The sequence below is a fragment of the Streptomyces sp. NPDC002564 genome, assembly GCF_042889645.1.
GTDB lineage: Bacteria > Actinomycetota > Actinomycetes > Streptomycetales > Streptomycetaceae > Streptomyces.
Map to the genome: position 1 here is coordinate 714637 of NZ_JBIARE010000003.1, position 26256 is coordinate 740892.

General features: G+C 71.7%; 22 protein-coding genes and 2 tRNA genes. 11 read left to right on the plus strand and 13 right to left on the minus strand.

All coding sequences use genetic code 11. The annotated features are described in order from the left end of the window. Nucleotides 1-85: 85 nt before the first annotated feature. The gene (locus ACFYXE_RS14685; RefSeq protein ID WP_389312371.1) at nucleotides 86-1069 is read left to right on the plus strand and encodes a hypothetical protein; all 984 of its coding nucleotides are present in this window, start codon (nucleotides 86-88) and stop codon (nucleotides 1067-1069) included. A gap of 52 nt (nucleotides 1070-1121) precedes the next feature. After that, nucleotides 1122-1883 carry a hypothetical protein gene (locus tag ACFYXE_RS14690; protein ID WP_389312373.1) on the plus strand — a complete coding sequence of 254 codons (762 nt, stop codon included), beginning with the start codon at nucleotides 1122-1124 and terminating at the stop codon, nucleotides 1881-1883. Nucleotides 1884-1971: 88 nt separating this feature from the next. Here ACFYXE_RS14690 and clpX read toward each other — a convergent pair whose 3' ends face one another. From clpX to ACFYXE_RS14715, 5 genes are all read right to left on the minus strand, one after another. After that, entirely contained in the window at nucleotides 1972-3258 is a 1287-nt protein-coding gene (clpX, locus tag ACFYXE_RS14695) for an ATP-dependent Clp protease ATP-binding subunit ClpX (RefSeq protein WP_361181542.1), read from the minus strand. Between the two features lie 167 nt (nucleotides 3259-3425). Then, nucleotides 3426-4121, minus strand: coding sequence for an ATP-dependent Clp protease proteolytic subunit (locus ACFYXE_RS14700; protein ID WP_389312376.1), 696 nt, complete (start codon nucleotides 4119-4121; stop codon nucleotides 3426-3428). Between the two features lie 61 nt (nucleotides 4122-4182). Next, on the minus strand, nucleotides 4183-4800 hold the full coding sequence (locus ACFYXE_RS14705; RefSeq protein ID WP_361181538.1) for an ATP-dependent Clp protease proteolytic subunit: 618 nt from the start codon (nucleotides 4798-4800) through the stop codon (nucleotides 4183-4185). Nucleotides 4801-5391: 591 nt separating this feature from the next. Continuing rightward, on the minus strand, nucleotides 5392-6768 hold the full coding sequence (gene tig, locus ACFYXE_RS14710; RefSeq protein ID WP_389312378.1) for a trigger factor: 1377 nt from the start codon (nucleotides 6766-6768) through the stop codon (nucleotides 5392-5394). Nucleotides 6769-6972: 204 nt separating this feature from the next. After that, a tRNA-Pro gene (locus ACFYXE_RS14715) sits at nucleotides 6973-7049 on the minus strand. A 142-nt stretch (nucleotides 7050-7191) separates the two neighbouring features. On the opposite strand from ACFYXE_RS14715, the gene ACFYXE_RS14720 reads away from it, so the two are divergent. Beyond that, nucleotides 7192-7265 (plus strand) — tRNA-Gly (locus ACFYXE_RS14720). A gap of 107 nt (nucleotides 7266-7372) precedes the next feature. Here the strand turns inward: ACFYXE_RS14720 and ACFYXE_RS14725 are convergent. Continuing rightward, nucleotides 7373-7567, minus strand: coding sequence for a hypothetical protein (locus tag ACFYXE_RS14725; RefSeq protein WP_361174645.1), 195 nt, complete (start codon nucleotides 7565-7567; stop codon nucleotides 7373-7375). 664 nt (nucleotides 7568-8231) lie between these two features. Between ACFYXE_RS14725 and ACFYXE_RS14730 the strand changes: the two genes are divergently transcribed. Next, nucleotides 8232-9443, plus strand: coding sequence for an acyltransferase family protein (locus tag ACFYXE_RS14730; protein ID WP_389312380.1), 1212 nt, complete (start codon nucleotides 8232-8234; stop codon nucleotides 9441-9443). A gap of 13 nt (nucleotides 9444-9456) precedes the next feature. Here the strand turns inward: ACFYXE_RS14730 and ACFYXE_RS14735 are convergent, their stop codons facing one another. From ACFYXE_RS14735 to ACFYXE_RS14745, 3 genes are read right to left on the minus strand one after another with little or no spacing between them, the layout of a single operon-like run. Beyond that, nucleotides 9457-9909 (minus strand): HD domain-containing protein, encoded by a 453-nt coding sequence (locus ACFYXE_RS14735; protein WP_389312382.1) that lies wholly within the window; start codon nucleotides 9907-9909, stop codon nucleotides 9457-9459. Nucleotides 9910-9953: 44 nt separating this feature from the next. Continuing rightward, on the minus strand, nucleotides 9954-12410 hold the full coding sequence (locus tag ACFYXE_RS14740) for an ABC transporter permease (RefSeq protein ID WP_389312384.1): 2457 nt from the start codon (nucleotides 12408-12410) through the stop codon (nucleotides 9954-9956). Beyond that, nucleotides 12410-13237 carry an ABC transporter ATP-binding protein gene (locus ACFYXE_RS14745; protein ID WP_389312386.1) on the minus strand — a complete coding sequence of 276 codons (828 nt, stop codon included), beginning with the start codon at nucleotides 13235-13237 and terminating at the stop codon, nucleotides 12410-12412. Before ACFYXE_RS14745 ends, ACFYXE_RS14740 begins: the two co-directional genes overlap by 1 nt. A gap of 333 nt (nucleotides 13238-13570) precedes the next feature. Between ACFYXE_RS14745 and ACFYXE_RS14750 the strand changes: the two genes are divergently transcribed. The 3 genes from ACFYXE_RS14750 to ACFYXE_RS14760 all read left to right on the plus strand — a co-directional run bounded on the left by ACFYXE_RS14750 (nucleotide 13571) and on the right by ACFYXE_RS14760 (nucleotide 16148). After that, nucleotides 13571-14419 (plus strand): Scr1 family TA system antitoxin-like transcriptional regulator, encoded by an 849-nt coding sequence (locus tag ACFYXE_RS14750; RefSeq protein ID WP_389312575.1) that lies wholly within the window; start codon nucleotides 13571-13573, stop codon nucleotides 14417-14419. Beyond that, complete coding sequence (locus ACFYXE_RS14755; RefSeq protein ID WP_389312388.1) at nucleotides 14379-14654, plus strand: DUF397 domain-containing protein; 276 nt, start codon at nucleotides 14379-14381, stop codon at nucleotides 14652-14654. The genes ACFYXE_RS14750 and ACFYXE_RS14755 overlap by 41 nt, the downstream gene beginning before the upstream one ends. A gap of 243 nt (nucleotides 14655-14897) precedes the next feature. After that, on the plus strand, nucleotides 14898-16148 hold the full coding sequence (locus tag ACFYXE_RS14760; protein ID WP_389312390.1) for a cation:proton antiporter: 1251 nt from the start codon (nucleotides 14898-14900) through the stop codon (nucleotides 16146-16148). Nucleotides 16149-16246: 98 nt separating this feature from the next. Here the strand turns inward: ACFYXE_RS14760 and ACFYXE_RS14765 are convergent, their stop codons facing one another. Beyond that, nucleotides 16247-17422 carry a PP2C family protein-serine/threonine phosphatase gene (locus tag ACFYXE_RS14765; RefSeq protein ID WP_389312392.1) on the minus strand — a complete coding sequence of 392 codons (1176 nt, stop codon included), beginning with the start codon at nucleotides 17420-17422 and terminating at the stop codon, nucleotides 16247-16249. A gap of 152 nt (nucleotides 17423-17574) precedes the next feature. On the opposite strand from ACFYXE_RS14765, the gene ACFYXE_RS14770 reads away from it, so the two are divergent. Next, the gene (locus ACFYXE_RS14770; RefSeq protein ID WP_389312394.1) at nucleotides 17575-18813 is read left to right on the plus strand and encodes a GNAT family N-acetyltransferase; all 1239 of its coding nucleotides are present in this window, start codon (nucleotides 17575-17577) and stop codon (nucleotides 18811-18813) included. Between the two features lie 140 nt (nucleotides 18814-18953). Here the strand turns inward: ACFYXE_RS14770 and ACFYXE_RS14775 are convergent, their stop codons facing one another. Both ACFYXE_RS14775 and ACFYXE_RS14780 read right to left on the minus strand, forming a co-directional pair. Then, nucleotides 18954-19784, minus strand: coding sequence for an Fpg/Nei family DNA glycosylase (locus tag ACFYXE_RS14775; protein WP_389312396.1), 831 nt, complete (start codon nucleotides 19782-19784; stop codon nucleotides 18954-18956). A 340-nt stretch (nucleotides 19785-20124) separates the two neighbouring features. Further along, the gene (locus ACFYXE_RS14780) at nucleotides 20125-20610 is read right to left on the minus strand and encodes a ribose-5-phosphate isomerase (protein ID WP_361174678.1); all 486 of its coding nucleotides are present in this window, start codon (nucleotides 20608-20610) and stop codon (nucleotides 20125-20127) included. Between the two features lie 184 nt (nucleotides 20611-20794). Here ACFYXE_RS14780 and ACFYXE_RS14785 point away from each other — a divergent pair, with 184 nt between their 5' ends. Together ACFYXE_RS14785 and ACFYXE_RS14790 are read left to right on the plus strand one after the other, a co-directional pair. Further along, on the plus strand, nucleotides 20795-22282 hold the full coding sequence (locus tag ACFYXE_RS14785; RefSeq protein ID WP_389312398.1) for an amino acid permease: 1488 nt from the start codon (nucleotides 20795-20797) through the stop codon (nucleotides 22280-22282). 281 nt (nucleotides 22283-22563) lie between these two features. Next, entirely contained in the window at nucleotides 22564-23823 is a 1260-nt protein-coding gene (locus tag ACFYXE_RS14790; protein ID WP_389312577.1) for an FAD-binding oxidoreductase, read from the plus strand. Nucleotides 23824-23853: 30 nt separating this feature from the next. On the opposite strand, the gene ACFYXE_RS14795 is transcribed toward ACFYXE_RS14790, so the two are convergent. Further along, nucleotides 23854-24432 (minus strand): biotin transporter BioY, encoded by a 579-nt coding sequence (locus ACFYXE_RS14795; RefSeq protein WP_361174684.1) that lies wholly within the window; start codon nucleotides 24430-24432, stop codon nucleotides 23854-23856. Between the two features lie 262 nt (nucleotides 24433-24694). Here ACFYXE_RS14795 and ACFYXE_RS14800 point away from each other — a divergent pair, with 262 nt between their 5' ends. Continuing rightward, nucleotides 24695-26107: an amino acid permease gene (locus tag ACFYXE_RS14800; RefSeq protein ID WP_389312400.1), complete on the plus strand. Its 1413-nt coding sequence runs from the start codon at nucleotides 24695-24697 to the stop codon at nucleotides 26105-26107. The last annotated feature ends 149 nt before the right edge of the window (nucleotides 26108-26256 follow it).

The following is a 26256-nucleotide window of genomic DNA, read 5'->3' on the forward strand; positions in this document are numbered from 1 at the left end:
CCCGCGCGGCGGGACCCGGTCGTCCGGCCCGGTCCCGCTGCGTCAGGATGTCGGGAACACATCAGCATTTCGAAGGGGGACCCCCATGAGCTACAACCAGCCGGGACCGTACGGCCAGCAGCCGCCCCAGCAGCCCGGCCCGTACGGCCAGCAGCCGCAGCAGCCCGGCCCCTACGGGCAGCCGCCGCAGGCCCCGCAGCCCGGTTACGGCTACCCCCAGCAGGCTCCCCCGCCGCAGCCCCAGCCCGGGTACGGCTACCCGCAGCAGGGCGGCTACGGCCAGCCCCAGCAGCCGGGCCCCTACGGGCAGGTCCCCCCGCAGGCCCCCTACGGGCAGGTGCCGCCCCCGCCGCCCGGCGGCGGCAAGAAGAAGACCGGCATCATCGTCGCCACCGTTGCCGTGGTCGCCGCGGCCGCCGTCGGCGGCTACTTCCTGCTCGCCGGGGGCGACGACGAAAAGAGCGGCAAGAACGGCGGCTCCAGCGTCGCGGACGGCGGCATCAAGGACGACGGCCCGCACAAGCTGACCACGCCGCAGCGGATCCTCAGCGAGTACGAGAAGGGCGACGACCCCAGCAGCGGCTTCAACTCCAGCGACATGGCGGCCGCGGAGAAGGCCGGCGTGAAGAACCCCGAGGACGTCGACGCCTCCTACAAGTCGGGCGACGAGAGCAACCCGCTGGGGCAGAAGGCGATCCAGTTCATGGGCGTGTACGGCGAGATCGACGACCCGGGCAAGGTCGTCGACGGCATGTTCGCCAAGGTCAAGGAGGACTCCCGGAAGGAGGGCGCGCAGACCGGCGAACTGGTCGGCAGCCCCAAGGACTTCAGCACCGGCGAGGCCGTCCTCAAGTGCCAGGAGTCCGTGATCAAGAACGACGGGCCGAGCAGCGGCGCGGCGTCGGGCCCCAAGGAGATCCACATGCCGGTGTGCATCTGGGGCGACCACAGCACCCTCGCCGTCGTGGTGCCCGTCGAGGTCGCCGACGCCGTCGCGGGCAAGATCTCGCTCGCCGACGCGTCCGCCACCACGCTCAAGGTCCGCAAGGAAGTCCGCGTCAAGGGCTGACCGACGCCGGGGCCCGACGCCCGCCGCACCACCGACGAGGGGGAACCACGCAGTGAGCCACGACCGGCCCGGACCTCCCGGGCAGCCGCGGCAGGCCGTCCGGGGCGACGGCAGGAAGCGGACCGGGTTCCTCGTCGGCGCCGTGGCGGTCCTGGTGGCGGCCGCGGCCGGCGGGTACGTCCTGCTCGCCGGGACCGACGCCGGGTCGTCCGAGGCGGGCGCCGGGCGGTACGAGCTGACGGCGCCCCCGACGGTGCTCGGCGGCTCGTACCGGAAGGCGGGGTCCTCCGGCGCCGACGGCGGGCTGTCCGACGCGGGGCTCAGGGACCTGGCCGAGCGGGGCGTGCGCGGCGCGAAGGCGGTCGGCGGCCGCTACACGGCGGGCAGCAGCGCCGGCCAGAAGGCACTGACCTTCTCCGGCGTGTACGGCACGGTCGAGGACCCGGAGAAGGTCGTCGACGGCATGTTCGCCGAGCTGCGCCGGACGTCCGCGCGCGGGTCCGGCGGTGTGCGGCTCCTCGGCGTCCCGCAGGTGTTCACCCCGGCGGGCTTCGACGAGGGCGTCATGAAGTGCCAGCGGGCCGAGTTCCGTCCGGGCCCCGCCGACCGGGACGCCGACCGGGACGGGAAGGACACGGCCGGCCCGCGCGGCTTCGCGAACCCGGTGTGCATCTGGGGCGACCACAGCACGGTCGTCACCGTCGGCCACTCCGACGCGGGGGCCACGGCCAGCGGCGAGCAGGTCTCCCTGGACACGGTCGCGGGCCTGGCCGCCAAGCTGCGCGCCGACGTCCGCGTCGAGGCGGAGCGCTAGCCCCGCGGGCCCGGCCCGTACGCCGAAGGGGCGCCCGGCGAGTGATCGCTGGGCGCCCCTTCGGCGTACGGGCCGGGCCGGTGTCCGGCTAGGCCGACTTCTGCTCCCCGCCGGTGCCGCCGCGCGCGTCGCGCGGGACCAGCGTGGGGTTCACGTTCGACCGGACGACGTCCGCCGTGATGACGACGCGGGCCACGTCCTTGCGGGACGGCACCTCGTACATCACCGACTGCAGGACCTCTTCCATGATGGCGCGCAGGCCTCGGGCGCCGGTCTGCCGCAGGATCGCCTGGTCGGCGATGGCCTCCAGCGCCTCGCGCTCGAAGTCCAGCTCCACGCCGTCGAGTTCGAACAGGCGCTGGTACTGCTTCACCAGTGCGTTGCGCGGCTCGACCAGGATCTGGAGCAGGGCCTCGCGGTCGAGGTTGTGGACCGAGGTGATCACGGGGAGGCGGCCGATGAACTCGGGGATCATCCCGAACTTCACCAGGTCCTCCGGCATGATGTCCTCGAACTGGTCCTTCTCCTCCATCTCGCGCTTCGAGCGGATGGTGGCGCCGAAGCCGATGCCCTTGGCGCCCGCCCGCGACTCGATGATCTTCTCGAGGCCGGCGAAGGCGCCGCCCACGATGAAGAGCACGTTCGTCGTGTCGATCTGGATGAACTCCTGGTGCGGGTGCTTGCGGCCGCCCTGCGGCGGAACGGAGGCCGTGGTGCCCTCCAGGATCTTCAGCAGGGCCTGCTGGACGCCTTCGCCCGACACGTCGCGCGTGATCGACGGGTTCTCGCTCTTGCGGGCGACCTTGTCGATCTCGTCGATGTAGATGATCCCGGTCTCGGCCTTCTTGACGTCGTAGTCGGCCGCCTGGATCAGCTTGAGCAGGATGTTCTCGACGTCCTCGCCGACATAGCCGGCCTCCGTCAGCGCCGTCGCGTCCGCGATGGCGAACGGGACGTTCAGCATGCGCGCCAGCGTCTGCGCGAGGAGCGTCTTTCCTGAGCCGGTCGGGCCGAGCAGCAGGATGTTGGACTTCGCGAGTTCGATCGCGTCGTCACGGCCCTGCGCGCCGCCGTTCTCTCCGGCCTGGACCCGCTTGTAGTGGTTGTACACCGCTACCGAGAGGGCCTTCTTCGCGGGCTCCTGGCCCACGACGTAGCCCTCAAGGAATTCGTAGATCTCGCGAGGCTTGGGAAGTTCCTCCCAGCGCACCTCGCTCGTCTCCGCGAGCTCTTCCTCGATGATCTCGTTACAGAGGTCGATGCACTCGTCGCAGATGTACACACCGGGGCCTGCGATGAGCTTCTTGACCTGCTTCTGACTCTTTCCGCAGAACGAGCACTTGAGCAGATCGCCGCCGTCACCGATGCGTGCCACGAGGTGCTTCCCCTTCGCCTGGGAGACGCCACGTTCAGCGGCTCCTGGTGCCTCATATCCGACGGTACCCTGCCGGGCCCCCCGTTCGGGCCCCCCTTGGCACGGTTCGCTTCGACGCGGGTCGTGCGCGAACCGTGCCGTGGAGCGGCAGATGCTACAGCTCGGTGTCAGGCAACCGCGGAATTGTTCATCTTCCGGGTGGAGATGATCTGGTCGATCAGGCCGTACGAGAGCGCGTCCTCGGCCGTGAGGATCTTGTCGCGCTCGATGTCGTCGCGGATCTTCTCGATCGGCGTCGTGGAGTGCTTGGCCAGCATCTCCTCCAGCTGCGAACGCATCCGGAGGATCTCGTTGGCGGCGATCTCCAGGTCGGAGACCTGACCGCGGCCGGTCTCGCTGTAGGGCTGGTGGATCAGCACGCGGGCGTTCGGCAGGGCCATGCGCTTGCCCGGCGTACCGGCCGCGAGGAGCACGGCGGCGGCGGACGCGGCCTGGCCCATGCAGACGGTCTGCACGTCGGGCTTCACGAACTGCATCGTGTCGTAGATGGCCGTGAGCGCGGTGAACGAGCCGCCCGGGCTGTTGATGTAGATCGAGATGTCACGGTCCGGGTCCATCGACTCCAGGCACAGGAGCTGCGCCATGACGTCGTTGGCGGACGCGTCGTCGATCTGCACGCCGAGGAAGATCACGCGCTCCTCGAAGAGCTTCGCGTACGGGTCGTACTCGCGCACGCCCTGCGAGGTGCGCTCGACGAAGCGCGGGATCACGTAACGGGACTCGGCGGTGGCGCCGGTGAACTCGGCCTGGCCGCTCTCGGCCTGCGCACGGCCGTACAGGCCGCTGCCGGGGAAGTTGTTCATCTCTGGTGTTCTCCTGAGAGGGGAGGGGCTGAGGTGGTGGCTGCGGGGCGCTGAGCGGGGCTCAGGCTCCGGTGCCGCCTCCGCCCGGCATGCGCGCGGCGCTGGACATGATGTCGTCGATGAGGCCGTACTCCTTGGCCTCCTGCGGGTCGAACCAGCGGTCGCGGTCCGAGTCGCGCGTGACCTGCTCGACGGACTGACCCGTGTGGTGCGCCGTGAGCTCGGCCATCTTCTTCTTGGTGAGCAGCAGCCGCTCGGCGTGGATCTTGATGTCCGACGCGGAGCCCGCGAGGCCCGCGGACGGCTGGTGGATCAGGATCTCGGCGTTCGGCAGGGCGAAGCGCTTGCCGGGCGTGCCCGCGCTGAGCAGGAACTGGCCCATGGAGGCCGCCATGCCCATCGCGATCGTCACCACGTCGTTCTTGATGTACTGCATGGTGTCGTAGATCGCCATGCCGGCCGTGATCGAGCCGCCGGGGCTGTTGATGTAGAGGTAGATGTCCTTGTCCGGATCGGAGGCAAGGAGCAGCAGCTGTGCGGTGATCTTGTTGGCAATGTCGTCGTCGACCGGCTGGCCGAGGAAGATGATCCGCTCGCCGAGCAGCCGGTTGTAGACCTGGTCGCCGAGGCCACCACCGATGGAGGGGTCGCCGGCGGCGGAGGGCATCAGATTCGTCACGTATCCACCTGCTCGTCTTACGACGGCGCCGGGCCGTCTCACGTCTTCAGCTGGGGCTGGGGCACCCGCGTGCTCGCCGCTCCGGGACGGCTTCGGGGACTCCCCTGCCCTCGTATTCATGGACCCTAACGCTCAGCCCCGTCCGGGGAATCCCGCAAAGGTGACTGTTCGCTGTGAGCGCATGTTCTGGCGGGGGCGCCTTGGACGGTACGGGCCGCGCCCCGTCAGGGGCGCGAGGAACTGCGCGGCCAGCCCCCACCGGGCCGCAGACGCGTCTGCCGCGGCAGGCCCACGGCGAGTGCGGGGAGGCCCGCAGGGCCCGTCTGGGGGCGCGGGGAACTGCGCGGCCAGCCCCCACCGGGCCGCAGACGCGTCTGCCGAGGCAGGCCCACGGCGAGTGCGGGTCGAATCTGGTTGCTCGCGCAGTTCCCCGCGCCCCTGAGGGGCGCAGGCCCACGGCGAGTGCGGGTGGGCTCTGGTTGCGCGCGCAGTTCCCCGCGCCCCTGGTGGGGCCCGTGCCCCTCATGACGCCGGGCCCCCGGAACCCAATGGTTCCGGGGGCCCGGTGCGGGGTCAGGCGAGCGGCAGCGCTCAGGCCTCGGTCTTCTCCTCGGCCGGGGACTCGGTCTGCTCGCCCTCGGCGGCAGCCGTCTCGTCCTCGTCCTCGAGGTCGACGACCTCGCCGTTCGTGTCCTTGACCGTCGCGGCCTCGACGACGACCGCGAGGGCCTTGCCGCGGGCGACCTCGCCGACGAGCATCGGGACCTGGCCGCCCTCGACGACGGCCTGGGCGAACTGGTCGGGGGACATGCCGGAGGACTGCGCGCGACGCATGAGGTGCTCGGTGAGCTCCTCCTGGTTCACGTTCAGCTTCTCCTTGTTGACGAGCTCGTCGAGGACGAACTGCGTCTTGATGCCCTTCTCCGCCTGCTCCTTGGTCTCGGCGTCGAACTCCTCGCGGGACTTGCCCTGGATCTCCAGGTACTTGTCCAGGTCGAGGCCCATCTGGCCGAGCTGGTGGTGCTCCAGGTTGTGCGTGCGGGTCTGGATCTCGTCCGCGAGGAGCTTCTCGGGGACGGGGACCTCGACCAGCTCGAGCAGCTTCTCCAGGACGCGCTCCTGGGCCTGCGTGGCCTGGTCGTACTGCTTCATGTTCTCGAGGCGCTTGCGGCTGTCGGCCTTCAGCTCGTCGAGGGTGTCGAACTCGGAGGCGAGCTGCGCGAAGTCGTCGTCCAGGGACGGCAGTTCGCGGGCGGCGACCTGGGTGACCTTGACGGTGACCTCGGACTCCTTGCCGGCGGCGGAGCCGCCCTTGAGCTCGGAGGAGAAGGTGGCCTCGCCACCGGCCTCCAGGCCCTTCACGGCCTCGTCGATGCCCTCGAGGAGCTCGCCGGAGCCGATCGTGTAGGAGACGCCGGACGCGACGCCGTCCTCCAGGACCTCGCCCTCGACCTTGGCCTCCAGGTCGATCGTCACGACGTCGCCGTCCTCGGCGGCACGCTCGACCGGGGACGTGGAGGCGAAGCGCTCGCGCAGCTCCTCGACGGCCTTGTCGACGTCCTCGTCGCTGACCTCGATCGCGTCGACCTCGACCTCGATGCCGGAGTAGTCCGGGATCTCGATCGCGGGACGGATGTCGACCTCGGCGGTGAAGTTGAGGGTCTCGTTGTCCTTCAGCTCGGTGATGTCCACCTCGGGCTGGCCCAGGACGTTGAGCTCGGCCTCGTTGACGGCCTCGGTGTAGAACTTCGGGAGCGCGTCGTTGACGGCCTCTTCGAGGACGGCGCCGCGGCCGAACCGCTGGTCGATGACGCGGGCCGGGATCTTGCCCTTGCGGAAGCCCTTCACCGTGACCTGCTGGTTGATCTTCTTGTAGGCCGCGTCGAGGCTGTCCTTGAGCTCCTCGAAGGGCACCTCAACAGTGAGCCGAACCCGGGTCGGGTTCAGGGTCTCCACGGCGCTCTTCACGGTTCGGTCTCCTTGGGGCTGACTTCTTGGGATTGAGCCCGGCTCAGAGACACACGGGCACACAGCTTGCATAGTAACGGCAAGCGGGAGCCGACCCACAATGCGATCTTGACGGCGATCTCACGGAGATCTCACGGAGAGGGAGTCGCGTGCGCGGAGGAAGTCGCGAGAGGACGCGAGGGGACGCAGGGGGAGGGGGCAAGCTGGTCGGGGTGGCGGGATTTGAACCCACGGCCTTCCGCTCCCAAAGCGGACGCGCTACCAAGCTGCGCCACACCCCGTCGGTGCGACACGTAGGGTACATGCCCGCAGGCAGTGCGGCTCCCGATAAGACGGGGTCCGACGAGGGGGGCGTGCGGCGAGGGCCCACGACCCGCTACGATGCCTGTCGTGCCGCGGCTTCCGCTGCGTGGCGCGATCTGTGCGGGTGTAGCTCAATGGTAGAGCACTAGTCTTCCAAACTAGCTACGCGGGTTCGATTCCCGTCACCCGCTCCACGCAGGAACCCCAGGCCGTCCCGGTCTGGGGTTTCGTCGTTCCCGGAGGGGGTCGCACGGGACTTCCGGGGCCCGGCCGTGCGGGACCCCGGAGCGCTCCGCGCGCCTCAGAAGCTGATCGAGTTGATGGTCTCCGCCACTTCGTTCAAGAAGCGATTTATGGAGGGGGCCATGCCCGTGGAGGCGAGGAAGAAGCCGAAGAGCACCGCGACGACCGCGGGCCCCGCCTTGAGCGACTTCCCGCGGATCAGCACCACGAGAATGATCGCCAACAGCAGTACCACTGACAGCGAAATGGCCACACTGATCACACCCTAGGTCGGTCGCTCTCCCGGCCCGGGGGGTGCGACCCCGCACTCCCCCGCCAGGGACCATCGTGCCACCAACAGGCCCCCTGTATGCGGCCGGTGACACATCGTCGGCCGACGGCCGCCACCCCCGGCGCGCGGGCGCATCCCCCGGGGCGCACGGGCGGCGCGCCGTCGTACGGCAATTCGAAGGGTCGCCGGGCACGGAAATTCAGCATGATCGTCGCCGTCGCCACACACGACGTTCGCAGGAAATTCGAATTGTCGTCGACGGCACACGGCGGGCCCCCCGCGGCTACATCACGGGGACATCACGGGACGGAATCCCACCGGAACCGCCCGGCCAATCGGACATTTCACCAGAGTCGCCCGAGGGTGTTATGCACCATTTAAACCGGATGAGTGGTGACGTAACGGACAGAAGTCGTCCGGATACGGCCACATCCCTTTGTCGTCCCAGCCGTTTTCTGGGTACACGGGACCCGTTAAGCGGGATTCTCCTCCGTCGATAGGCAGAGATTGAGTTGAGACGAGTGACGAGGGTTTTACGAAAACGGCGGCACGCCGCTAGGGTGCCTCAGATGTTCCACGCTGCCACCATCCCCAGAGGCGCAGTGCGGTCCCGGATCGTCTCACCGAGCTCATGGTGGGAGGGCCTGTGACCAACTCGGTGCACCCGCACGGACGCCACCGGACGCCGCTCCCCCCGGCCCAGGTGCCGGCGGACGGAGTCCCCTCCCCCCGCGCCCACCACCCGACCCCGCAGGCCGTCGCCACCGCTCCCCCCACCACGGCAGGCCGCAGCACCGCTGAGGGCGGACCCAAGCCCGCCAAGCAGCGCGACGCGTTCTTCGACAACGCCAAGTACCTGGCGATCGTCCTCGTGGCGATGGCCCACTCGTGGGAACCGCTGACGGATCACAGCCGCGCCGCCGAGGCGCTGTACATGACCGTCTACACCTTCCACATGCCGGCGTTCATCCTGATCTCCGGCTACTTCTCGCGCAGTTTCGACATGCGGCCCGACCGGCTCAAGCGCCTGGTGACCGGCGTCGCCGTGCCGTACGTCCTCTTCGAGATCGCGTACACGCTGTTCAAGCGCTGGGCGGACGACGACCCGAGCCAGCCGATCAGCCTGCTCGACCCCTGGTACCTCACCTGGTTCCTGGTGGCGCTCTTCGTGTGGCGGCTCACCGTGCCGCTGTGGAAGATCGTGCGCTGGCCGGTGCCGCTCGCCCTGGCCATCGCGATGCTCGCCGTGATCTCACCGGACATCGGCGACGACCTCGACCTGCAGCGCGTCCTGCAGTTCATGCCGTTCTTCGTGCTCGGCCTCGTGATGAAGCCCGAGTACTTCCAGCTGGTGCGCCGCCGCGAGGTCCGGCTGCTGTCGATCCCGGTCTTCGCCGGTGCGCTGCTCCTCGCGTACTGGGCGGCCCCGCGGATGACGTCGGCCTGGTTCTACCGCCGGGACAGCGCCCAGGAGCTGGGCGCCCCGTGGTGGGCCGGTGTCGTGATGACGCTGGCGCTCTTCGGCTGCTCCGTGGTCCTCACCGCGTGCTTCTTCGCGTGGGTGCCGCGCCGCAAGATGTGGTTCACGGTCCTCGGCGCGGGCACGCTGTACGGCTATCTGCTGCACGGCTTCCTCGCCAAGGGTTCGCGTTTCTGGGGCTGGTTCGAGCACGACTGGCTGCACCAGCCGGCCGGCGAGATCTTCGTGACGCTCGTCGCCGCGAGCGTGGTGACCGTGCTGTGCACGCCACCGGTCCAGCGGATGTTCCGTTTCGCGATGGAGCCCAAGATGGAGTGGGCCTTCAAGCGGGACGCGGCACAGCTGGCCCGGGAGCGGTCCAGGGCGAAGGCTTCGTAGCGGCCGCTGCCCGCTACCGCCGCAACAGGGCGCGCATGACGGTGTACTTCTCCGTCAGGCGCGCCCTTGTCGTGGGGTCGAGGACCGCGAGGCGGTCCGGGTCCGCGTTGTGCGCGAGGTCGGCCTCCTTGACCAGGCGGGCGCCCGGGGTGGCGAGGATCCGCCGCGCGTACGCCTCCGGGGGCTCGCCCGCGCGCTTGGTGAGGGCAAGGACGATGTCCTTCGTACGGGAGGTCAGGGCCGCCTCCCGCAGCCACCGCTCGGTCAGGGCGTCGTCCTCCACCGCGTCGTGCAGCCAGGCGGCGGCGATCTGCTCGTCGTCGCCGCCGCGCGCCCGCACCCCCTCCGCCACGGCGCTCAGGTGTTCCGCGTAGGGGCGGCCCGCCTTGTCCCGCTGGTCGGCGTGCGCGGTGCGGGCCACGGTTTCCACCTCGGCGAGGGTCAGGAGCTGCGGGCTGGGGTCCATGCGGGGATTGTCCCCCGGCCCGCACCGGACCGGCCGGGCGGTCCTCAGCGGGTGCCCTTGAGGGCCGCCCGTGCCGGGAGCGTGGTGGACAGCAGGCCCAGGAGCAGGGTGCCGCCCACGAACGAGCCGTAGACCAGCGGGGGAATGTAGGGCGACTCGCCCGTCAGGCCCTTCATCATCGGGATGAGTGTGGCCAGGGCGATGGCCGAGCCGATGACGATGCCCGCGCCGGCCACCAGCAGCGCCTCCCAGCGGACCATCCGCATCACCTGGCGGCGGGTGGAGCCGATGAGGCGGAGCGTGCCGAGTTCGCGGCGGCGGTCCAGGACCGTCATCACCAGGGTGTTGACGGCGGCGACGGCCGCGAAGCCGCCGAGGACGGCCGCCATCGTGGTGTTGGCCCAGGCGTTGAGCTCGCGGTCCCGGTCGCGGGCGGTGGCGTAGTCCTCGCGGTCGCTGAGGGTGCCGAGTCCGGCGAGCGCGTCGGCGGAGCCGCCGCCGGTCCAGATCTCGGTGGCGAAGGACGAGGTGACGTGCCCCTTCAGGTCGGCGGCGGGCAGCGTCACCTCGGCGAGGCCGAGCCCCCTGGCGTACGTGGCCACGATTTTCGGCGACGCCTCGGTGCCGTCGGGCAGCCGGACGTCGACGCGGTCGCCGGTGCCGACGCGGGCGGCGTCGGCGAGCGTGCGGTCGACGGCGATCTCGCCCCGGCCCAGGCTCAGTGCGCCGCTCTCGACCTTGAGGTCCTGCACCGCGGCGAGGTCGGCCGCCGTGCCGGTGATGCCCTGGGCGGAGGCGGACTGCAGCCAGCGGTCGCCGCCCGAGCCGACCGGGACGAGCAGGGACGTCTTGAGGACGCCGACGGCGGAGGTGACGCCCTTCGCGTCGGCCGCCCGGGCGAGCTCGCCCGGGGTGAGGCCCCCGGGGCGGCCGACGATGTGGTCGGCGGTGATGCCCGCGCGCTGCTGGTCGGCGGCGGCCCGGTCCTCGCTGGTGTGCAGGAAGACGAGGACGGACGAGAAGGCCATGGCGAGCACGATCGGGGTGATCGCGGAGGCCAGCCTGCGGGCGTTCGTGCGGGAGTTGGCGGCGGCCAGCGCGGCGGGGGCGCCCGCGCCGCGCAGCGGCAGGCCGAACAGGGCGGCGCAGCCCCGGGCCACCAGCGGGCCGAGCAGGGCGACGGCGAGCATGAAGAGCATGACGACGCCGAGCGCCGCGTTCGCCGCGTCCTCGCCGGTGTTGCTCGCGGCGAACCCGGCGAAGACCGCGCCGCCGGCCGCGGCCGCGACGCCCAGCGGCGTGCGGATCCAGCCGAGCGGGAACCGCTCGACGGAGGCCTCGCTGAGCGCCTGGCCCGGCTTGATGCGGGAGGGGCGGCGGGCGGCCAGGTATCCGGCGCCGAGCGCGGAGAGGACGGCGACGCCGACGGCGGCGACGAGCGGGATGAACGAGACGGACAGCTCGACGCCCCGCGGGATCGCGCCCTTCACCTTCAGCTGCCCGAACCACCAGGTGGCCAGGGCGATGCCGGGCAGCAGGCCGACGGCTCCGGCGAGCGGAGCGACGAGGAGGGTCTCGGTGGCGATGGTGCGGCGGATCTGGCGCGGGGTGGTGCCGATGGCCCGCAGCAGCGCGTACTCGCGGGCCCGCTGGCCCACCGAGAGGGCGACGGTGCCCGCGGCGGTGAAGACGGCGGTCAGCGCGGCGATGCCGCCGAAGGAGCCGCCGAGACCGGTGAGCAGTTCCTTGGCGTAGGCGAGCGAGGAGCCCTCGGCGTCGCTGCGGTCGTCGCCCGCGTACACCTTCGCCCTGTCGCCGACGGCGTGCGCCACCCGGGAGGTGAGGGTGTCGGTGGAGACCCCGGCCTCCGGCAGCACGGCGACGGCGTCGACGCGGCCGGGGTGCCCGGAGATCCGTACGGCCTCGGAGTCGGCGAACCAGGCGGTCGGGCCCGCGCCGCTCCCGCGCACGGTGCCGGAGACGCGGACCTCGCGCGGTCCGTCCGCCGTGGTCAGCGTGGTGCGCTCGCCGACGGCGGCGCCGGGGGCGGCGAGGACGACCTCGCCGGGGTGCGGGGCGCGGCCCGCGGTGAGCTGCTCGCCGGTGAAGGCGGTGGAGCCCCAGCCGTGCGCGGTGACGTCCCGGTCGCCGGACCGCACGGGGAAGGTGACGTCGGGGACGGCGGTACGGACGCCGGGCACCGCGCGCGCCGCGGCGACCAGGGACGCGTCGACGCGGGCCCGGTCCGGCAGCGGCGTGGAGTTCTCGGAGCGGGAGTCGCCGCTGCCGGTGACGAAGTGGGCCGTCTGGTCGGCGGCGGCCACCACCGGGGCGTTCGCGTAACGGGTGGGCGCCACGGAGGCGCGCAGGCCGGTCTCCAGGAGGATGCCGCAGGCGGACACGATCAGCGAGGCCATCATCAGGGCGACGAAGGTGCCCGCGAAGGCGGCGGGTTTGAAGCGGACGGCCGCGCGGGCGAGGCCGTTGGGCACCAGCGCCATTACGCGGCCACCCCCGCGGGGGCGGGCGCGGTCAGGGCGGCCATGCGGGCCGCGATCCGGGCGGCGGGGGCCCGCCCCAGGCTGTCGACGATCGAGCCGTCGGCGAGGAAGAGCACGCGGTCGGCGTGGGCGGCGGCGGCCGGGTCGTGGGTGACCATCACGACGGTGGCGCCCATGGCGTCGACGGCGGAGCGCAGCAGGCCGAGGATCTCGCCCGCCGTGGTGGTGTCCAGGGCACCGGTCGGCTCGTCGGCGAAGATCACGTCGGGCTCGGTGATCAGGGCGCGGGCGATGGCGACGCGCTGCTGCTGGCCGCCGGAGAGCTGGCCGGGGCGGCGCCGCCCCTTGTCGCCGAGGCCGACGCGGGCCAGCATCTCGGCGGCCCTGCGCCGGTCCGGGCGGTGGCCCGCCAGGCGCATCGGCAGCACGACGTTCTGCTCGACGGTCAGCGACGGCAGCAGGTTGAAGGCCTGGAAGACGAAGCCGAGGCGGGTGCGGCGCAGCGCGGTGAGCTTGTTCTCGCTCATCCCGGTGATCTCGGTGCCGCCGAGGTGGATGGTGCCGCCGGTCGGCCGGTCCAGGCCCGCCGCGCACTGCAGGAACGTCGACTTGCCGGACCCCGAGGGCCCCATCACGGCGGTGAAGCTGCCGCGCGCCAGCGCGAGGTCGATGCCGGCGAGGGCGTGCACGGCGCCGGACCCGCGCCCGTACTGGCGGCGGACCCCGCGCAGTTCGACGGCCCAGTCACCGGGCCCGCCGGCCGGCATCGGGGGCGTCGCCGCCGCCTTCGTGCCGTCCTCGGCCCGCTTCTTCCGTCGCAGCCCCATGGCTGTGCCCGCCTTCCGTCCGTGCCTCGCCGACCGCATCGCCGCCCGCGTCCCTGGTGATGCCTCGAACGTACGGATCAGGGGGTGCGGCGGACCATGAGGGCGGCTGGCGAACCCGGGGTGGGGAGAACCCCACCCCCGGCCTTCAGTTTCTCCGCCCCCACACCCCCGCCTCTCACGGAGGGTGACGGCCGTGGCCCGACCTCCGGCCGACCCGGGTCCTCAACCCCGGCCGCCACTAGGGCAGTTACGCGATTCGCTCCCGTCGTGGACCTTCCCGCCCCTACGCTTGACCATGGCCGGAGGCAACCCTCCGTGACGCTGGAGGCAGCCATGACGCAACCCCGCACGCTCGACGCGAGCGCCTCGCCCCTCGACTACTACGGCGCGGAGCTGCGCCGCCTGCGCGAAGCCGCCGGACTCAACCAGGCCCAGCTCGGCGGCTGCATCTTCTGCACGGCCTCGCTGGTGGGCCAGATCGAGACGGCGAAGAAGGTCCCGACCCGCGACTTCTCCGAGCGGGTCGACGCGGCGCTCGGCACGGAGGGCCACCTCTCGCGCCTGATCGGCCTGGTGCTGCGCAGCCAGTTGCCGAGCTGGTTCCAGGCGTACGCGGAGCTGGAGGCGCGGGCGTCGTACATCTCCACGTACCAGGCGCAGTTGGTGGACGGGCTGCTGCAGACGGAGGGCTACGCGCGAGCCGTGCTCGGCGTCCTGACGGAGAACAACCTTGATGCACGGGTCGAGGCCCGCCTTGAGCGTCAGCGCATTCTGAGGCGGGACAACCCACCGCTGTCATGGGTGGTGCTCAGCGAAGCGGCCTTACATCAGGAGATCGGTGGCCACGAGGTCATGCGCGAGCAACTGACGCGCCTGCGCGAATTCCAGGACCGCCAGTGGGTGAACATCCAGATCCTGCCGTTCAGTGCAGGGCAACACGCAGGCCTGCCCGGCACCTTCAGCACTTTGCGCTTCGATGACGACCCCGATCTCATCTACACCGAGGACTTCGTTCAAGGACACATGACGGCTCATCCCGAGAAGGTCAAGGAAAGCTCCCTTCGTTACGCTCGCCTGCAGGCATCCGCCCTGTCCGTGGAGGACTCGGCGGCACTGATCGCGCGCGTGATGGAGGAACGTTATGGGGAGCAACCAACGTCTGACGGGCGTGACATGGCGTAAGTCGAGCTACAGCAGCGACACGGGCGGCCAGTGCGTGGAGTGCGCCCCGCTCGGCACCGCGGCCTGGCGCAAGTCCTCGTACAGCGGCACCACCGGCGGTGATTGCGTCGAGGTCGCCGACTTCCGCGCCCACGTCGCCGTCCGCGATTCCAAGAACCCCGGGGGCCCCGCCTTCACCGTCGCGCCGGACGCCTTCGCCGCGTTCGTGTCGGCGGCGGCCGCGGGCCGCGTGTGAGCGGCCCGGCCTAGCGCCGACCACCCGTCCTCTTCTTCCGGCCCGCTCGGTGCGGGGCAGCATCCGCCGCCCGCACCGAGCGGGCTTTTCGCTGCCCTCGGGGCCCGAACGGATCGTTTGGTAACCTAAGTATTGACGCGTTCTTGACGCTTCCTTTGCACTCAGCACTTTTCTTGCCCAGACGACTCGTACCGACCACACAGAAGGAACGGGCCCATCGGACACGCAGACACCTTGATAGCCATGGGCGGCGCCTTCCTCGCCGCCGCCGTCCTCGCCCGCCTCGGCGGGCGCATCGGACTCCCCACCATCCCCCTCTTCATCCTGGCCGGGATCCTCCTCGGCCCCCACACCCCCGGCGTGGTCCTGCTCTCGGACCCGCACGACCTGGAAATGCTCTCGGCGCTCGGCCTGGTGCTCCTGCTCTTCTACCTGGGTCTTGAGTTCCACATGGACGACCTCAAGACCGGTGGCCGCAAGATGGCCATCGCCGGAGGCACCTACCTCGCCCTGAACGTCGGCGCCGGCCTGGGCTTCGGATTCGCCCTCGGCTGGGGCACCTCCGAGGCCCTGGTCCTCGCCGGAGTGCTCGGCATCTCGTCCTCGGCGATCGTGACCAAAGTCCTGGTCGACACCGGCAGGCTCGGCAACCCCGAGACGAAGCCGATCCTCGGCATCATCGTGGTCGAGGACATCTTCCTCGCGCTGTATCTGGCCGCGCTCCAGCCGATCCTGTCCGGCGCCGACAGCCTCGCCGCCGCGGTGATGGACGGCGGCAAGGCCTTCGGCTTCCTGTTCCTGCTCGCCCTCGCGGCCCGCTTCGGCACCAAGGTCGTCGGACGGCTGATGGACACCCGGGACGACGAGCTCCTGGTCATCTCCTTCCTGGGCGTCGCCGTCTTCGTGGCCGGGGTCTCCGAGTGGTTCGGCGTGGCCGACGCGATCGGCGCGTTCATGGTCGGTCTGATGCTGGGCAGCACGGCGTCCGGCGACCGCATCCGCACGCTCGTGCACCCGCTGCGGGACGCGTTCGGCGCGATCTTCTTCTTCGCCTTCGGGCTCTCCATCGACCCCGGCGATCTGCCGGTGGTGCTGTGGCCGGTCCTCGCCGCGGTCGCGCTGACCCTGGTGATGAACGTCCTGGCCGGACTGGGCGCGGCGCGCGTCTACGGCTTCGGGGCGGGCCCCGCGGCGAACATCTCCACCACGCTGCTCGCCCGCGGCGAGTTCGCGCTGATCCTCGCCACGATGGCGGCGGGCGCGGGCCTCGACGAGCGGCTGTCGCCCTTCATCGCCGGATACGTGCTGCTGCTCGCGGTCCTCGGACCCCTGGCGGCGGGCCAGTCCGGGTGGCTGGCGCGGATCCTGCCGGGCGGCGGTGCGCTCGCGACGGCGGGCGGTCCCGGTCCCGACGCGGGGGGCGGTTCCGAGAAGACGGAGAAGACAGAGAAGACAGAGACGGCCGAGCGGTCCTCGGCGAACAGCGTCCCGTAGCCGGGAGCGGCATGCTCCAGGGCGGTCCCGCACGGGGCCGCCCTGTTCCGTGTCCGGCGGTCCGGCGTTACGTGTCCGGCGGTCCGTGCTCGGCGGGGCTACGCCTCCCGGCAGATCAGCAGCAGCGCCCGGTCGTCGTTGACGTCCTTGGCGACCGCCTCGATCAGGTGCCAGGCGGCGCCGTGGAAGCCCCCGGCGACATACCGGTCGGCCTCCCCCGTCAGCCGGTCCATGCCCTCGGCGATGTCGCGGTCGGAGGTCTCCACCAGGCCGTCCGTGAAGAGCATCAGGACGTCGCCGGGGCGCAGGACGCCTTTGACCGGGTCGAACTGCGCGCCGTCGTAGACGCCCAGGAGCGGGCCCTGGCCCGCCTTCTCCTCCCAGCGGCCGCTGCCCGCGCTGAGCTGGAGGCCGGGCGGGTGGCCCGCGGAGAACAGTTCGTAGTCGCCGGTCTCCAGGTCGAGGACGAGGTGGATGGAGGTCGCGAAGCCCTCGTCCCAGTCCTGGCGGAGCAGATAGCCGTTGGCCGCGGGCAGGAAGGCGTGCGGGGGCAGCGAGCCGAGCAGGCCGCCGAACGCCCCGGACAGCAGCAGGGCCCGCGACCCGGCGTCCATGCCCTTGCCGGACACGTCGGTGAGGACGGCCTCCAGGGTGCGGCCGCCGTTCGTCCTGGCCGCGACCACGAAGTCGCCGGAGAAGGACTGGCCGCCGGCCGGGCGCAGCGCCATCTCGCGGTGCCAGCCGCGCGGCAGCTTCGGCAGCTTGCTCTGCACGCGGATGCGTTCGCGCAGGTCGAAGAGCATGGTGCCGCCGCCGCGCCAGGGCACGCCGACCCGGCTGCGGAACTGCGCGATCAGGAGCCCGAAGAAGCCGCAGGCCGCGACCACCAGGACCACGCCGGGCGTGACCCGGGAGGCGCCCTGGGTGTACGGGCCGAGCTGGACGGACTCCACGATCAGGGCCACCGCGGAGGCCGCGTACAGGCCGAGCAGGCTGGCCGGGCGCAGCAGCAGGCCGCCCGCGACGATGGGCAGGACCAGTGCGGCCGGGGAGAACCAGACGTTGTTGACGATCGTGCAGCAGGTGATCACGGGGATGGTCAGGAGGAGGCCCGCGAGGGCGACCCAGTCGGAGCCGTCGCCGCGGAAGTAGTCGACCCCGGATTTGCGCAGCGTGATGCGTGCCCGGTGCACTCGCTTCTTCAGCCGGGCCGTGAACGTGTCTGCTTCCGCGCGCCGCTCGCCTCGCTCGCGGCGCGTTCCTCGTACTGCCATCGCTCGTGGACCTTATCCAGCGGGCCGGGCACTTCGCACGGGAGGTCCCACTTGTCCCCCGTCAGAGGCATGCCCCGGACACGTGGCGACGGCGTGTGCGGACCGTGGAAATCCTGTCGCACCCGTCCGTATCGCCCTGGTAGTGATGGCGTATGACGACTGATCTGCCCGATCTGCGGGTGCTCGACAAGGCCGACTGGGAGAGCTGGTACGGCACGCTGGACGTGGCGTTCGGCGGTGTCGCCGAGTCCGCCGAGGAGCAGGAGCTGTGGCGCTCGCTCACCGAGCACGACCGGTCGTTCGGCCTCTGGGACGAGGGCGCCTGTGTCGCGACGGCGGGGGCCTTCACCTTCCGCATGTCGGTGCCCGGCGGGGCGCTCGTGGACGCGGCGGGCGTGACGATGGTCAGCGTCGCCGCCACGCACCGGCGGCGCGGGATCCTCACGTCGATGATGCGCAGGCAGCTGGACGACGTGCGTGCGGCGGGCGAGCCGGTCGCCGTGCTCACCGCCTCCGAGCCCGCCATCTACGGCCGGTTCGGGTACGGCGCGGCCACCTCGCAGATGAAGGCGGCGATCGACACGGCCCGGGTGCGGCTGTCCGTGCCGCCCGGCACGGACGACGTACGCCTGCGGTACGCGAAGCCGGCGGACGTCCACGCGGCGTGCGAGGAGCTGTACGCACGGCAGGTGACCCGGCGTCCGGGCATGCTGGCCCGGCAGCCCGGCTGGGAGCGGCTCGGGCTGCTCGACCCGCCGGGCGAGCGGAGCGGGGCGTCGCCGCTGCAGTGCGTGGTCGCCGAGCGGGCGGGCGAGCCGGTGGGGTACGCGCGCTTCGCGGTCAAGCCGGACTGGGACTGGCAGGGGCCCAAGGGGACGGTGCACGTCCGGGACGTGCAGGGCCTGGACCCGGCGGCGTACGCGGCGCTGTGGCGGTTCCTCTTCGGCATCGACCTGACGTCGACGGTCGTGGCGCACAGCCGTCCCGTGGACGATCCGCTGCTGCAGCTGGTCTCCGACGTGCGGCGCTGCGACCTGTCCGTGCGGGACGCGCTGTACGTGCGGCTGGTGGAGGTCGGCGCGGCGCTGCAGGCGCGGACGTACCAGGCGCCGGTGGACGTGGTGTTCGAGGTCGAGGACGACTTCTGCGCGTGGAACGCGGGGCGGTGGCGGCTCACCGGGGACGCGAAGGGGGCGTCCTGCGAGCGGACGGACGACGTGGCGGACCTCGCACTGTCCGTGCGGGAGTTGGGCGCGGCCTATCTCGGGGGTGTGTCGCTGGTGTCCCTGGCGGGGGCGGGGCGCGTGCGGGAGGCTCGCCGGGGGGCGTTGGCGGAGGCGTCGGTGGCGTTCGGGTCGTCGGCCGCGCCGTGGCTGCCGCATGGCTTCTAGCGGTTGTCCTGTGCGGGTCCGCTGTGGCTGGTCGCGCAGTTCCCCGCGCCCCTAGGGGGGCTGAGGGCGGTTCTTTTGTGCGGGTCCGCCGTGGCCGGTCGCGCAGTTCCCCGCGCCCCTGGGAGGGGCCCCTGGGGGTGTTATGGCTTGGGGGCGGGGTGTTGGCAGGTGGGGCACCAGAAGAGGTTGCGGGATGCCAGGTCCGCCGTGCGGATCTCCGTGCCGCAGAGGTGGCAGGGCTGGGCCGCGCGGCGGTAGACGTAGACCTCGCCGCCGTGGTCGTCGACGCGGGGCGGGCGGCCCATCGCCTCAGGGGTGTGCTCCGGCCTGACCGTGTCGATGCGGTTCAGGCGCACGCCCTCGTGCATCAGCTCCACGAGGTCCGCCCAGATCGCCTTCCAGTGCGCCTCGGCGAGGTCCTTGCCCGGGGTGTACGGGTCGATGCCGTGCCGGAAGAGGACCTCCGCCCGGTAGACGTTGCCGACGCCCGCGACGACCTTCTGGTCCATGAGGAGGGCGGCGACGGTCGTGCGGCTGCGGGAGATCCGGCGCCAGGCCCGCTCCGGGTCGTTGTCGGGGGCGTCCGCGGGGCGCAGCGGGTCGGGGCCGAGCCGGTCGTGTATCGCCTGCTTCTCGTCGTCGGTGATGAGGGCGCAGGTGGTGGGGCCGCGCAGGTCGGAGTAGGACACGTCGTCGAGCAGCCGGAGGCGGACCGTGTCCGTGGGGGGCGGGGCGGGGGTGTCGCCGAGGGCGTACTTGCCGAAGAGGCCGAGGTGGATGTGGATCCAGTCGGCGCCGAAGCCGAGGAAGAGGTGCTTGCCGTGGGCCTCGGCGGTGTCCAGGACCCGCCCGTCGAGCCGGGCGGCACTGTCGGCGAACCGGCCCTGCGGGCTGCGGACGGCGACGACCCGCCCCGCGAACCGTGCCAGGTGGTCCTGGGCAAGACGATGAATGGTGTGCCCCTCCGGCACGGGTCCCTCCGGGGGTGTGAACGCAGAAAGGTCAGCCCTTCCGGCGGCGCTTGGATGCCGGGTGAGTCAGCCCCTCCGGCGCTTGAGGAGCGGGGGCCGGGGAATTCCAGCCCCTCCGGCGTTTGAGGAGCGGGGTCCGGGGCGGAGCCCCGTGGCAGTGCGCCCGGCTCCGGGGGCCGGGGAATTCCAGCCCCTCCGGCGTTTGAGGAGCGGGGTCCGGGGCGGAGCCCCGTGGGGGTGCGCAACCGCTCCGGGGGCGGGCCCGAGGGGCTGGGGAGTTCCAGCCCCTCCGGCGTTTGAGGAGCGGGGTCCGGGGCGGAGCCCCGTGGGGGTGCGCGACCTACGCCTGGGGGTGGTGCGCCGGGATCGGCGGCAGCTCCCCCGTCGCCTCGTAGGCCGACAGCATGTCGATCCGACGCGTGTGCCGCTCCTCCCCCGAGTACGGCGTCCGCAGGAAGATCTCGACGAACTTCGTCGCCTCTTCCTGCGTGTGCATCCGGCCACCGATCGAGATGACGTTCGCGTCGTTGTGCTCGCGGCCGAGCTCCGCCGTCTGCTCACTCCAGGCGAGAGCCGCCCGTACGCCCTTCACCTTGTTCGCGGCGATCTGCTCGCCGTTGCCCGAGCCGCCGATGACGATGCCGAGCGCCTCCGGGTCCGCGGCGGTGCGCTCCGCGGCACGCAGGCAGAACGGGGGGTAGTCGTCCTGGGCGTCATAGATGTGGGGCCCGCAGTCGACGGGCTCGTGGCCGTGGCTCTTGAGCCATTCGACCAAGTGGTTCTTCAGTTCGTAGCCGGCATGATCCGAGCCGAGGTACACGCGCATGGGTCCGAGTGTGGCACGTCACGGGGCGGGTAGCCGCGACCGGGGCAGGGCCCCGATCGTCCAGGTCGGGACCTTGGTCCAGGCCTTTGGCCGGAATACAACGATCCGGATTCAGGACTTCCGTCCCGTTCACCCCTGAGTTTGAATGCGGGGGCTCGTGACCCGAGAACTTAAGGATTCGTCCATGACCTCGCAACCCTCCCTTGCGAAGGCAGACAGCAGTCCCCGAACCCCTGGGGATCCGCAGTCCGGCCACAGTGGTGACACCGGCGACGGCCTGAAAGCGGGTCTGAAGAACCGCCACCTCTCCATGATCGCCATCGGCGGCGTGATCGGCGCGGGTCTGTTCGTCGGTTCCAGCTCCGGCATCGCCGCCGCGGGACCCGCCATCCTCATCTCGTACGCCCTGGTCGGCACCATGGTCGTGCTCGTGATGCGGATGCTCGGCGAGATGGCCGCCGCCCGGCCGACCTCCGGCTCCTTCTCGACCTACGCCGACCAGGCGCTCGGCCGCTGGGCCGGGTTCTCCATCGGCTGGCTGTACTGGTTCTTCTGGGTCGTCGTCCTCGCGGTGGAGGCCACCGCGGGCGCGGTGATCCTCAACGGCTGGATACCCGCGGTCCCGCAGTGGGGCTGGGCGCTCATCGTGATGGTGGTGCTCACCGCGACGAACCTCGTCTCGGTCGGCTCCTACGGCGAGTTCGAGTTCTGGTTCGCGGGCATCAAGGTCGTCGCGATCGGCGGATTCGTCGTCGTCGGCCTGCTCGCCGTCTTCGGCGTGCTGCCCGGCTCCGACAACCCGGGCGCCGGATTCGCGCACCTCACCGACGCGGGCGGCTTCATGCCCAAGGGCGCGGGCGCCATCCTCACCGGTGTGCTGATGGTCGTCTTCTCCTTCATGGGCAGCGAGATCGTCACGCTGGCCGCGGGCGAGTCCGAGGACCCGCAGCGCGCCGTCACCAAGGCGACCAACAGCGTCATCTGGCGCATCGGCGTCTTCTACCTGGGCTCGATCTTCGTCGTCATCACGCTGCTGCCGTGGAACGACAAGTCGATCGTCGAGGACGGTTCGTACGTCGCCGCGCTGAACTCGATCGGCATCCCGCACGCCGGCCAGGTCATGAACGTCATCGTCCTGACGGCCGTCCTCTCCTGCCTCAACTCGGGCCTGTACACCGCCTCCCGCATGGCCTTCTCGCTCGGCCAGCGCGGCGACGCACCCAAGGCCTTCGCCCGCACCAACGCGCGGGGCGTGCCGCAGGCCGCCATCCTCGGCTCCGTCGTCTTCGGGTTCATCGCCGTCTGGTTCAACTACCAGTGGAAGGACACCGTCTTCGACTTCCTGCTGAACTCCTCGGGCGCGGTGGCCCTGTTCGTCTGGCTGATGATCTCCTTCACGCAGCTGCGGATGCGCGGGATCATCCTGCGCGAGCAGCCGGAGAAGCTCGTCGTGAAGATGTGGCTCTTCCCGTACCTGACCTGGGTCACCATCGCGATGATCTCGTTCGTGCTCGTCTACATGCTGACCGACGAGGCCGGACGCAAGCAGGTGCTGCTCTCGCTCCTGGCGGCCGCGTTCGTCGTCGCGTTCTCGCTGATCCGCGAGAAGGTCCGGCCCCGCGCCGCGACCACCGACGGCACCACCCCCGCCGAGGAGCGGATCGAGGCCTGACGCCCCGGCCGCCTCCCGGCCCCCTCGTACGCAGCCCCTCGTACGCAGCCCCTCGTACGCAGCCCCCGCGGACCGCACCGCGGGGGCTTCGTCGTGCCCGGCCCACCCGATCGCGCGGCGGCTTCGAAAACTTGACGGCGGATGTCAGGTTTTTGCGGAAGGCTCTCCCCCGTACCGACGCAGCAGACGCACGCCGCTCAACGGAGGCTCCCGTGGACTTCACCGCCCAGCGACTCGTGTTCCGGCCCGGCGACGCCGGGTACGACGAGGAACTCGCCGGCATGCAGACCGGTTTCGCGACCCGGCCCGCCCTGGTCTTCGGCGCCACCGGCACCGACGACGTCGTCGCCGCCGTGTCGCACGCCGCCGGGGCCGGGCTCCCCCTCGGCGTCCAGGCCACCGGACACGGCGTACCCGGCGACTGGGAGGGCGGCGTCCTGATCAGCACCCGGCGGATGGACACGGTCCGGATCGACCCGGGGACGCGCACGGCCACCGTCGGCGCGGGCGCGCGCTGGGGGCAGGTCGTGGCGGCCTCGGTGGCGCACGGCCTGGCCCCGCTGAACGGCACGGCGCCGAGCGTGGGCGCCGTCTCGTACACGCTCGGCGGCGGCCTCGGCATCCTGGGACGCACGTTCGGGTACGCGGCCGACCACGTACGCGCGGTCGACGTCGTCACCGCGGACGGCGTGCCGCGCCACGTCACGGCGGACAGCGACCCGGAGCTGTTCTGGGGGCTGCTCGGCGGCGGCGCGCAGCTCGGCGTGGTCACGTCCCTGGAGATCGGCCTCGTGCCGGTCGCCCGGCTGTACGGCGGCGCGCTGGCCTTCGACGGCCGCGAGGTCGACCCGGCGGACGTGCTGCGCGGCTACGAGCGGTGGACGCGGACGCTGCCCGACGAGGTGACCTCCTCGCTCGCCGCGCTCGTCTACCCCGACCTGCCGCAGCTCCCGCCGCACCTCAGGGGCCGCTACCTGCTGCTGATCCGGATCGCGTCCACCGGCTCGGCCGCGGACGGCGAGCGGCTCGTGGCACCGCTGCGGGAGATCGGGCCGACCGTGTCGGACACCCTGCACGAGATGCCGTACGCGGAGAGCCCCGCCATCCACGGCGACCCGGACTTCCCGCACGCCTACTACGGCGACAACGTGCTCCTCGGCGAGCTCGACCCCGCGGCCGGCGCGGAGCTCCTCGCGCTGACCGGGCCCGCCGCGCCGTCGATGCACGTCGTACAGATGAACCACCTGGGCGGCGCGCTCGCGCGGCCCGCCGCGAACGCGGTGCCCTACCGGGAGGCGGGCTGGCTGATCCGGATCCTGTCCCCGCTCGACGGCACCGACGTCGCGACCCTGCGCGCGCTGCACGCCGAGGCGTTCGGGCTCGTGGCACCGCGGGCCCTCGGCCGCTCCCTCAACTTCGCCTTCGGCGGCAACGACCGGCCGCAAGACCTCTACGACCCGGAAACGCTGAAGAGGCTCGCCGTATTGAAGGCCACGTACGACCCGGCGAACCTCTTCACGTACCACCACGGCACTCCGTAGGCCGGGTCCGTCGGGGACCCGGCCGCCGGATCAGCGGTCGAGGAACTTCCAGGCGGTGGGCAGCGCGCCCATCGCCAGCGCGGCCTTCAGGGCGTCGCCGATCAGGAAGGGCGTGAGCCCGGCGGCGACGGCCTGGGTCAGCGACATGCCGGTCGCGGCGGCCAGGTACGGCACGCCGACCGCGTAGATGATCGCGGAGCCGAGGACCATCGTGCCCGCGGTGCGCAGCACCGAGCGGTCGCCGCCGCGGCGGGCCAGGGCGCCCACCACCGTGGCGGCGAGCAGCATGCCGAGGACGTAGCCGAGCGAGGGCGCGGCGACACCGGAGCCCGCCTGCGCGAACCACGGCATGCCGGCCATGCCCACCAGGGCGTACAGCGCGAGCGAGAGGAAACCGCGGCGGGCGCCCAGCGAGGTGCCGACCAGCAGCGCGGCGAAGGTCTGGCCGGTCACCGGGACCGGGGAGCCGGGCACGGGCACCGCGATCTGGGCGGCGATCCCGGTGAGCGCGGCGCCGCCGAGCACGAGGGCCGCGTCCTTCACACGGGAGGCGGGCAGCAGGTCGGCGAGGACCTGGCCGGGACGAGTGGTGGCAGCGGCGATGCTCATCGGGACTCCGCGGAAGCGTGGGCAGGTGGGGACGCGACGACGCTATCCCAGCCGCGGGCGCGGCAACACGGTCTCCGGGCGACAACCCGGGGGCGGCGGCTTGGTGGGCTCCGCACAAAGGGCCGCGCGTACACCTCGGACGGCGTGACGCTCGTCACTGAGGTCGGGGGGTCGGTGTCCCGTTTTGCGCGGAGGGCCGCCGCCCGGGGAGACTGTGGAGTCCCGCCAAAGCCTTGCGAGCCCCGAGAGCAGCCTGAGCACCATGCACGACGTACCTCCCACCCGGCCCGCAGCGGAGCGGGAGCAGGTGACCGCGCCGGAGTCCGAGCCGCTCGGCGGCGGGCTCAAGCAGCGGCACCTGACCATGCTGGGCCTCGGCGGGGTCATCGGGGCGGGGCTCTTCGTGGGGTCGGGGGCCGGCATCTCCGTCGCCGGGCCCGGCATCGTCGTCTCGTACCTGATCGCGGGCGCGCTGGCGATGTGCGTGATGCGGATGCTCGGCGAGATGTCCGCCGCGATGCCCGCGTCCGGCTCCTTCTCCGTGCACGCGGAGCGCGCGCTCGGCCGCTGGGCCGGGTTCAGCGTCGGCTGGCTCTACTGGTTCCTGCTCGTCGTGGTGCTCGCCGTGGAGGCGACCGGCGCCGCGCAGATCGCCGGCGGCTGGGTGCCCGCGGTGCCGCAGTGGGCCTGGGTGCTGATCTTCATGCTGGTCTTCACCGGCGCCAACCTGGCCGCGGTGAAGAACTTCGGCGAGTTCGAGTTCTGGTTCGCGACGCTGAAGGTCTTCGCGATCGTCGCGTTCCTGGTCCTCGGGCTGCTCGCGGTCTTCGGGGTGCTGCCGGACACCGATCCGGTGGGCCTGACCAACCTCACCGGGCAGGGCGGTTTCCTGCCGCACGGCTGGGAGGGCGTCGTCTCGGGCGTGCTCGCCGTCGTCTTCGCCTTCGGCGGCCTGGAGGTCGTGACCATCGCGGCCGCCGAGTCCGACGACCCGGTGCGCTCGGTCGCCCGCGCGGTGCGCAGCGCGGTCTACCGCATCCTCTTCTTCTACGTCGGATCGATGCTGGTCATCGTGACGGTGCTGCCGTGGACCGCGCAGCAGGCCGGGGCCAGCCCGTACGTCACCGTCCTCGACTCGATCGGCGTGCCGTCGGCGGGGACGATCATGAACATCGTGGTGTTCGTGGCGCTGCTCTCGGCGCTGAACGCCAACCTGTACGGCTCGTCCCGGATGGTCTTCTCGCTGGCCGAGCGCGGCGAGGCGCCGAAGGCGCTCCTGAAGGTGTCCGGCGGCGGGGTGCCGCGCCGCGCGGTCCTCGCGTCCGTCGCCTTCGGCTTCGTGTCCGTCCTGCTCAATCTGAAGTGGCCGGACTCCGTCTTCCTCTACATGCTCAACTCCGTGGGCGCGGTGCTGCTGTTCGTCTGGGCGCTGATCGCGGTCTCGCAGCTGCGGCTGCGGCGGCGCATCGAGCGGGAGGCGCCGGAGCGGCTCGTGCTGCGGATGTGGGCGTTCCCGTATCTGACGTGGGCGGCGCTGGCCGCGATGGCAGCCGTGCTCGGGCTGATGCTGACGGACGGGACGGCGCGGCCGCAGTTGCTGTGGTCGGCGGGGGCGACGGGGGTCGTCCTCGCGGTCGCGGGGGTACGGGAGTGGTACGCGCGACGCGTGGGGTGAGCGCGCGGGATGCGGCGCGCGGGGTGAGGCGCATGGGGTGAGGCGCGCGGGGTGGGGCTCGCGGTCGGAGGGCAGGGCGTGTGAAGGCCGCATGAACTTGACGTGCGCATTACTTCACCAGGTGTGAGCGTTGTGTCCGTATACCGGTC

Bases quoted from the DNA above. Each gene is read 5' to 3' on its own strand.
- ACFYXE_RS14750 (WP_389312575.1), top strand. From the start codon at position 13,571: ATGACGCAACCCCGCACGCTCGACGCGAGCGCCTCGCCCCTCGACTAC.
- ACFYXE_RS14700 (WP_389312376.1), bottom strand. From the start codon at position 4,121: ATGAACAACTTCCCCGGCAGCGGCCTGTACGGCCGTGCGCAGGCCGAG.
- ACFYXE_RS14745 (WP_389312386.1), bottom strand. From the start codon at position 13,237: ATGGGGCTGCGACGGAAGAAGCGGGCCGAGGACGGCACGAAGGCGGCG.
- ACFYXE_RS14760 (WP_389312390.1), top strand. From the start codon at position 14,898: ATGGGCGGCGCCTTCCTCGCCGCCGCCGTCCTCGCCCGCCTCGGCGGG.
- ACFYXE_RS14800 (WP_389312400.1), top strand. From the start codon at position 24,695: ATGCACGACGTACCTCCCACCCGGCCCGCAGCGGAGCGGGAGCAGGTG.
- ACFYXE_RS14735 (WP_389312382.1), bottom strand. From the start codon at position 9,909: ATGGACCCCAGCCCGCAGCTCCTGACCCTCGCCGAGGTGGAAACCGTG.
- ACFYXE_RS14755 (WP_389312388.1), top strand. From the start codon at position 14,379: ATGGGGAGCAACCAACGTCTGACGGGCGTGACATGGCGTAAGTCGAGC.
- ACFYXE_RS14790 (WP_389312577.1), top strand. From the start codon at position 22,564: ATGCAGACCGGTTTCGCGACCCGGCCCGCCCTGGTCTTCGGCGCCACC.
- ACFYXE_RS14780 (WP_361174678.1), bottom strand. From the start codon at position 20,610: ATGCGCGTGTACCTCGGCTCGGATCATGCCGGCTACGAACTGAAGAAC.
- ACFYXE_RS14795 (WP_361174684.1), bottom strand. From the start codon at position 24,432: ATGAGCATCGCCGCTGCCACCACTCGTCCCGGCCAGGTCCTCGCCGAC.
- ACFYXE_RS14785 (WP_389312398.1), top strand. From the start codon at position 20,795: ATGACCTCGCAACCCTCCCTTGCGAAGGCAGACAGCAGTCCCCGAACC.
- ACFYXE_RS14770 (WP_389312394.1), top strand. From the start codon at position 17,575: ATGACGACTGATCTGCCCGATCTGCGGGTGCTCGACAAGGCCGACTGG.
- ACFYXE_RS14765 (WP_389312392.1), bottom strand. From the start codon at position 17,422: ATGGCAGTACGAGGAACGCGCCGCGAGCGAGGCGAGCGGCGCGCGGAA.
- ACFYXE_RS14740 (WP_389312384.1), bottom strand. From the start codon at position 12,410: ATGGCGCTGGTGCCCAACGGCCTCGCCCGCGCGGCCGTCCGCTTCAAA.
- ACFYXE_RS14685 (WP_389312371.1), top strand. From the start codon at position 86: ATGAGCTACAACCAGCCGGGACCGTACGGCCAGCAGCCGCCCCAGCAG.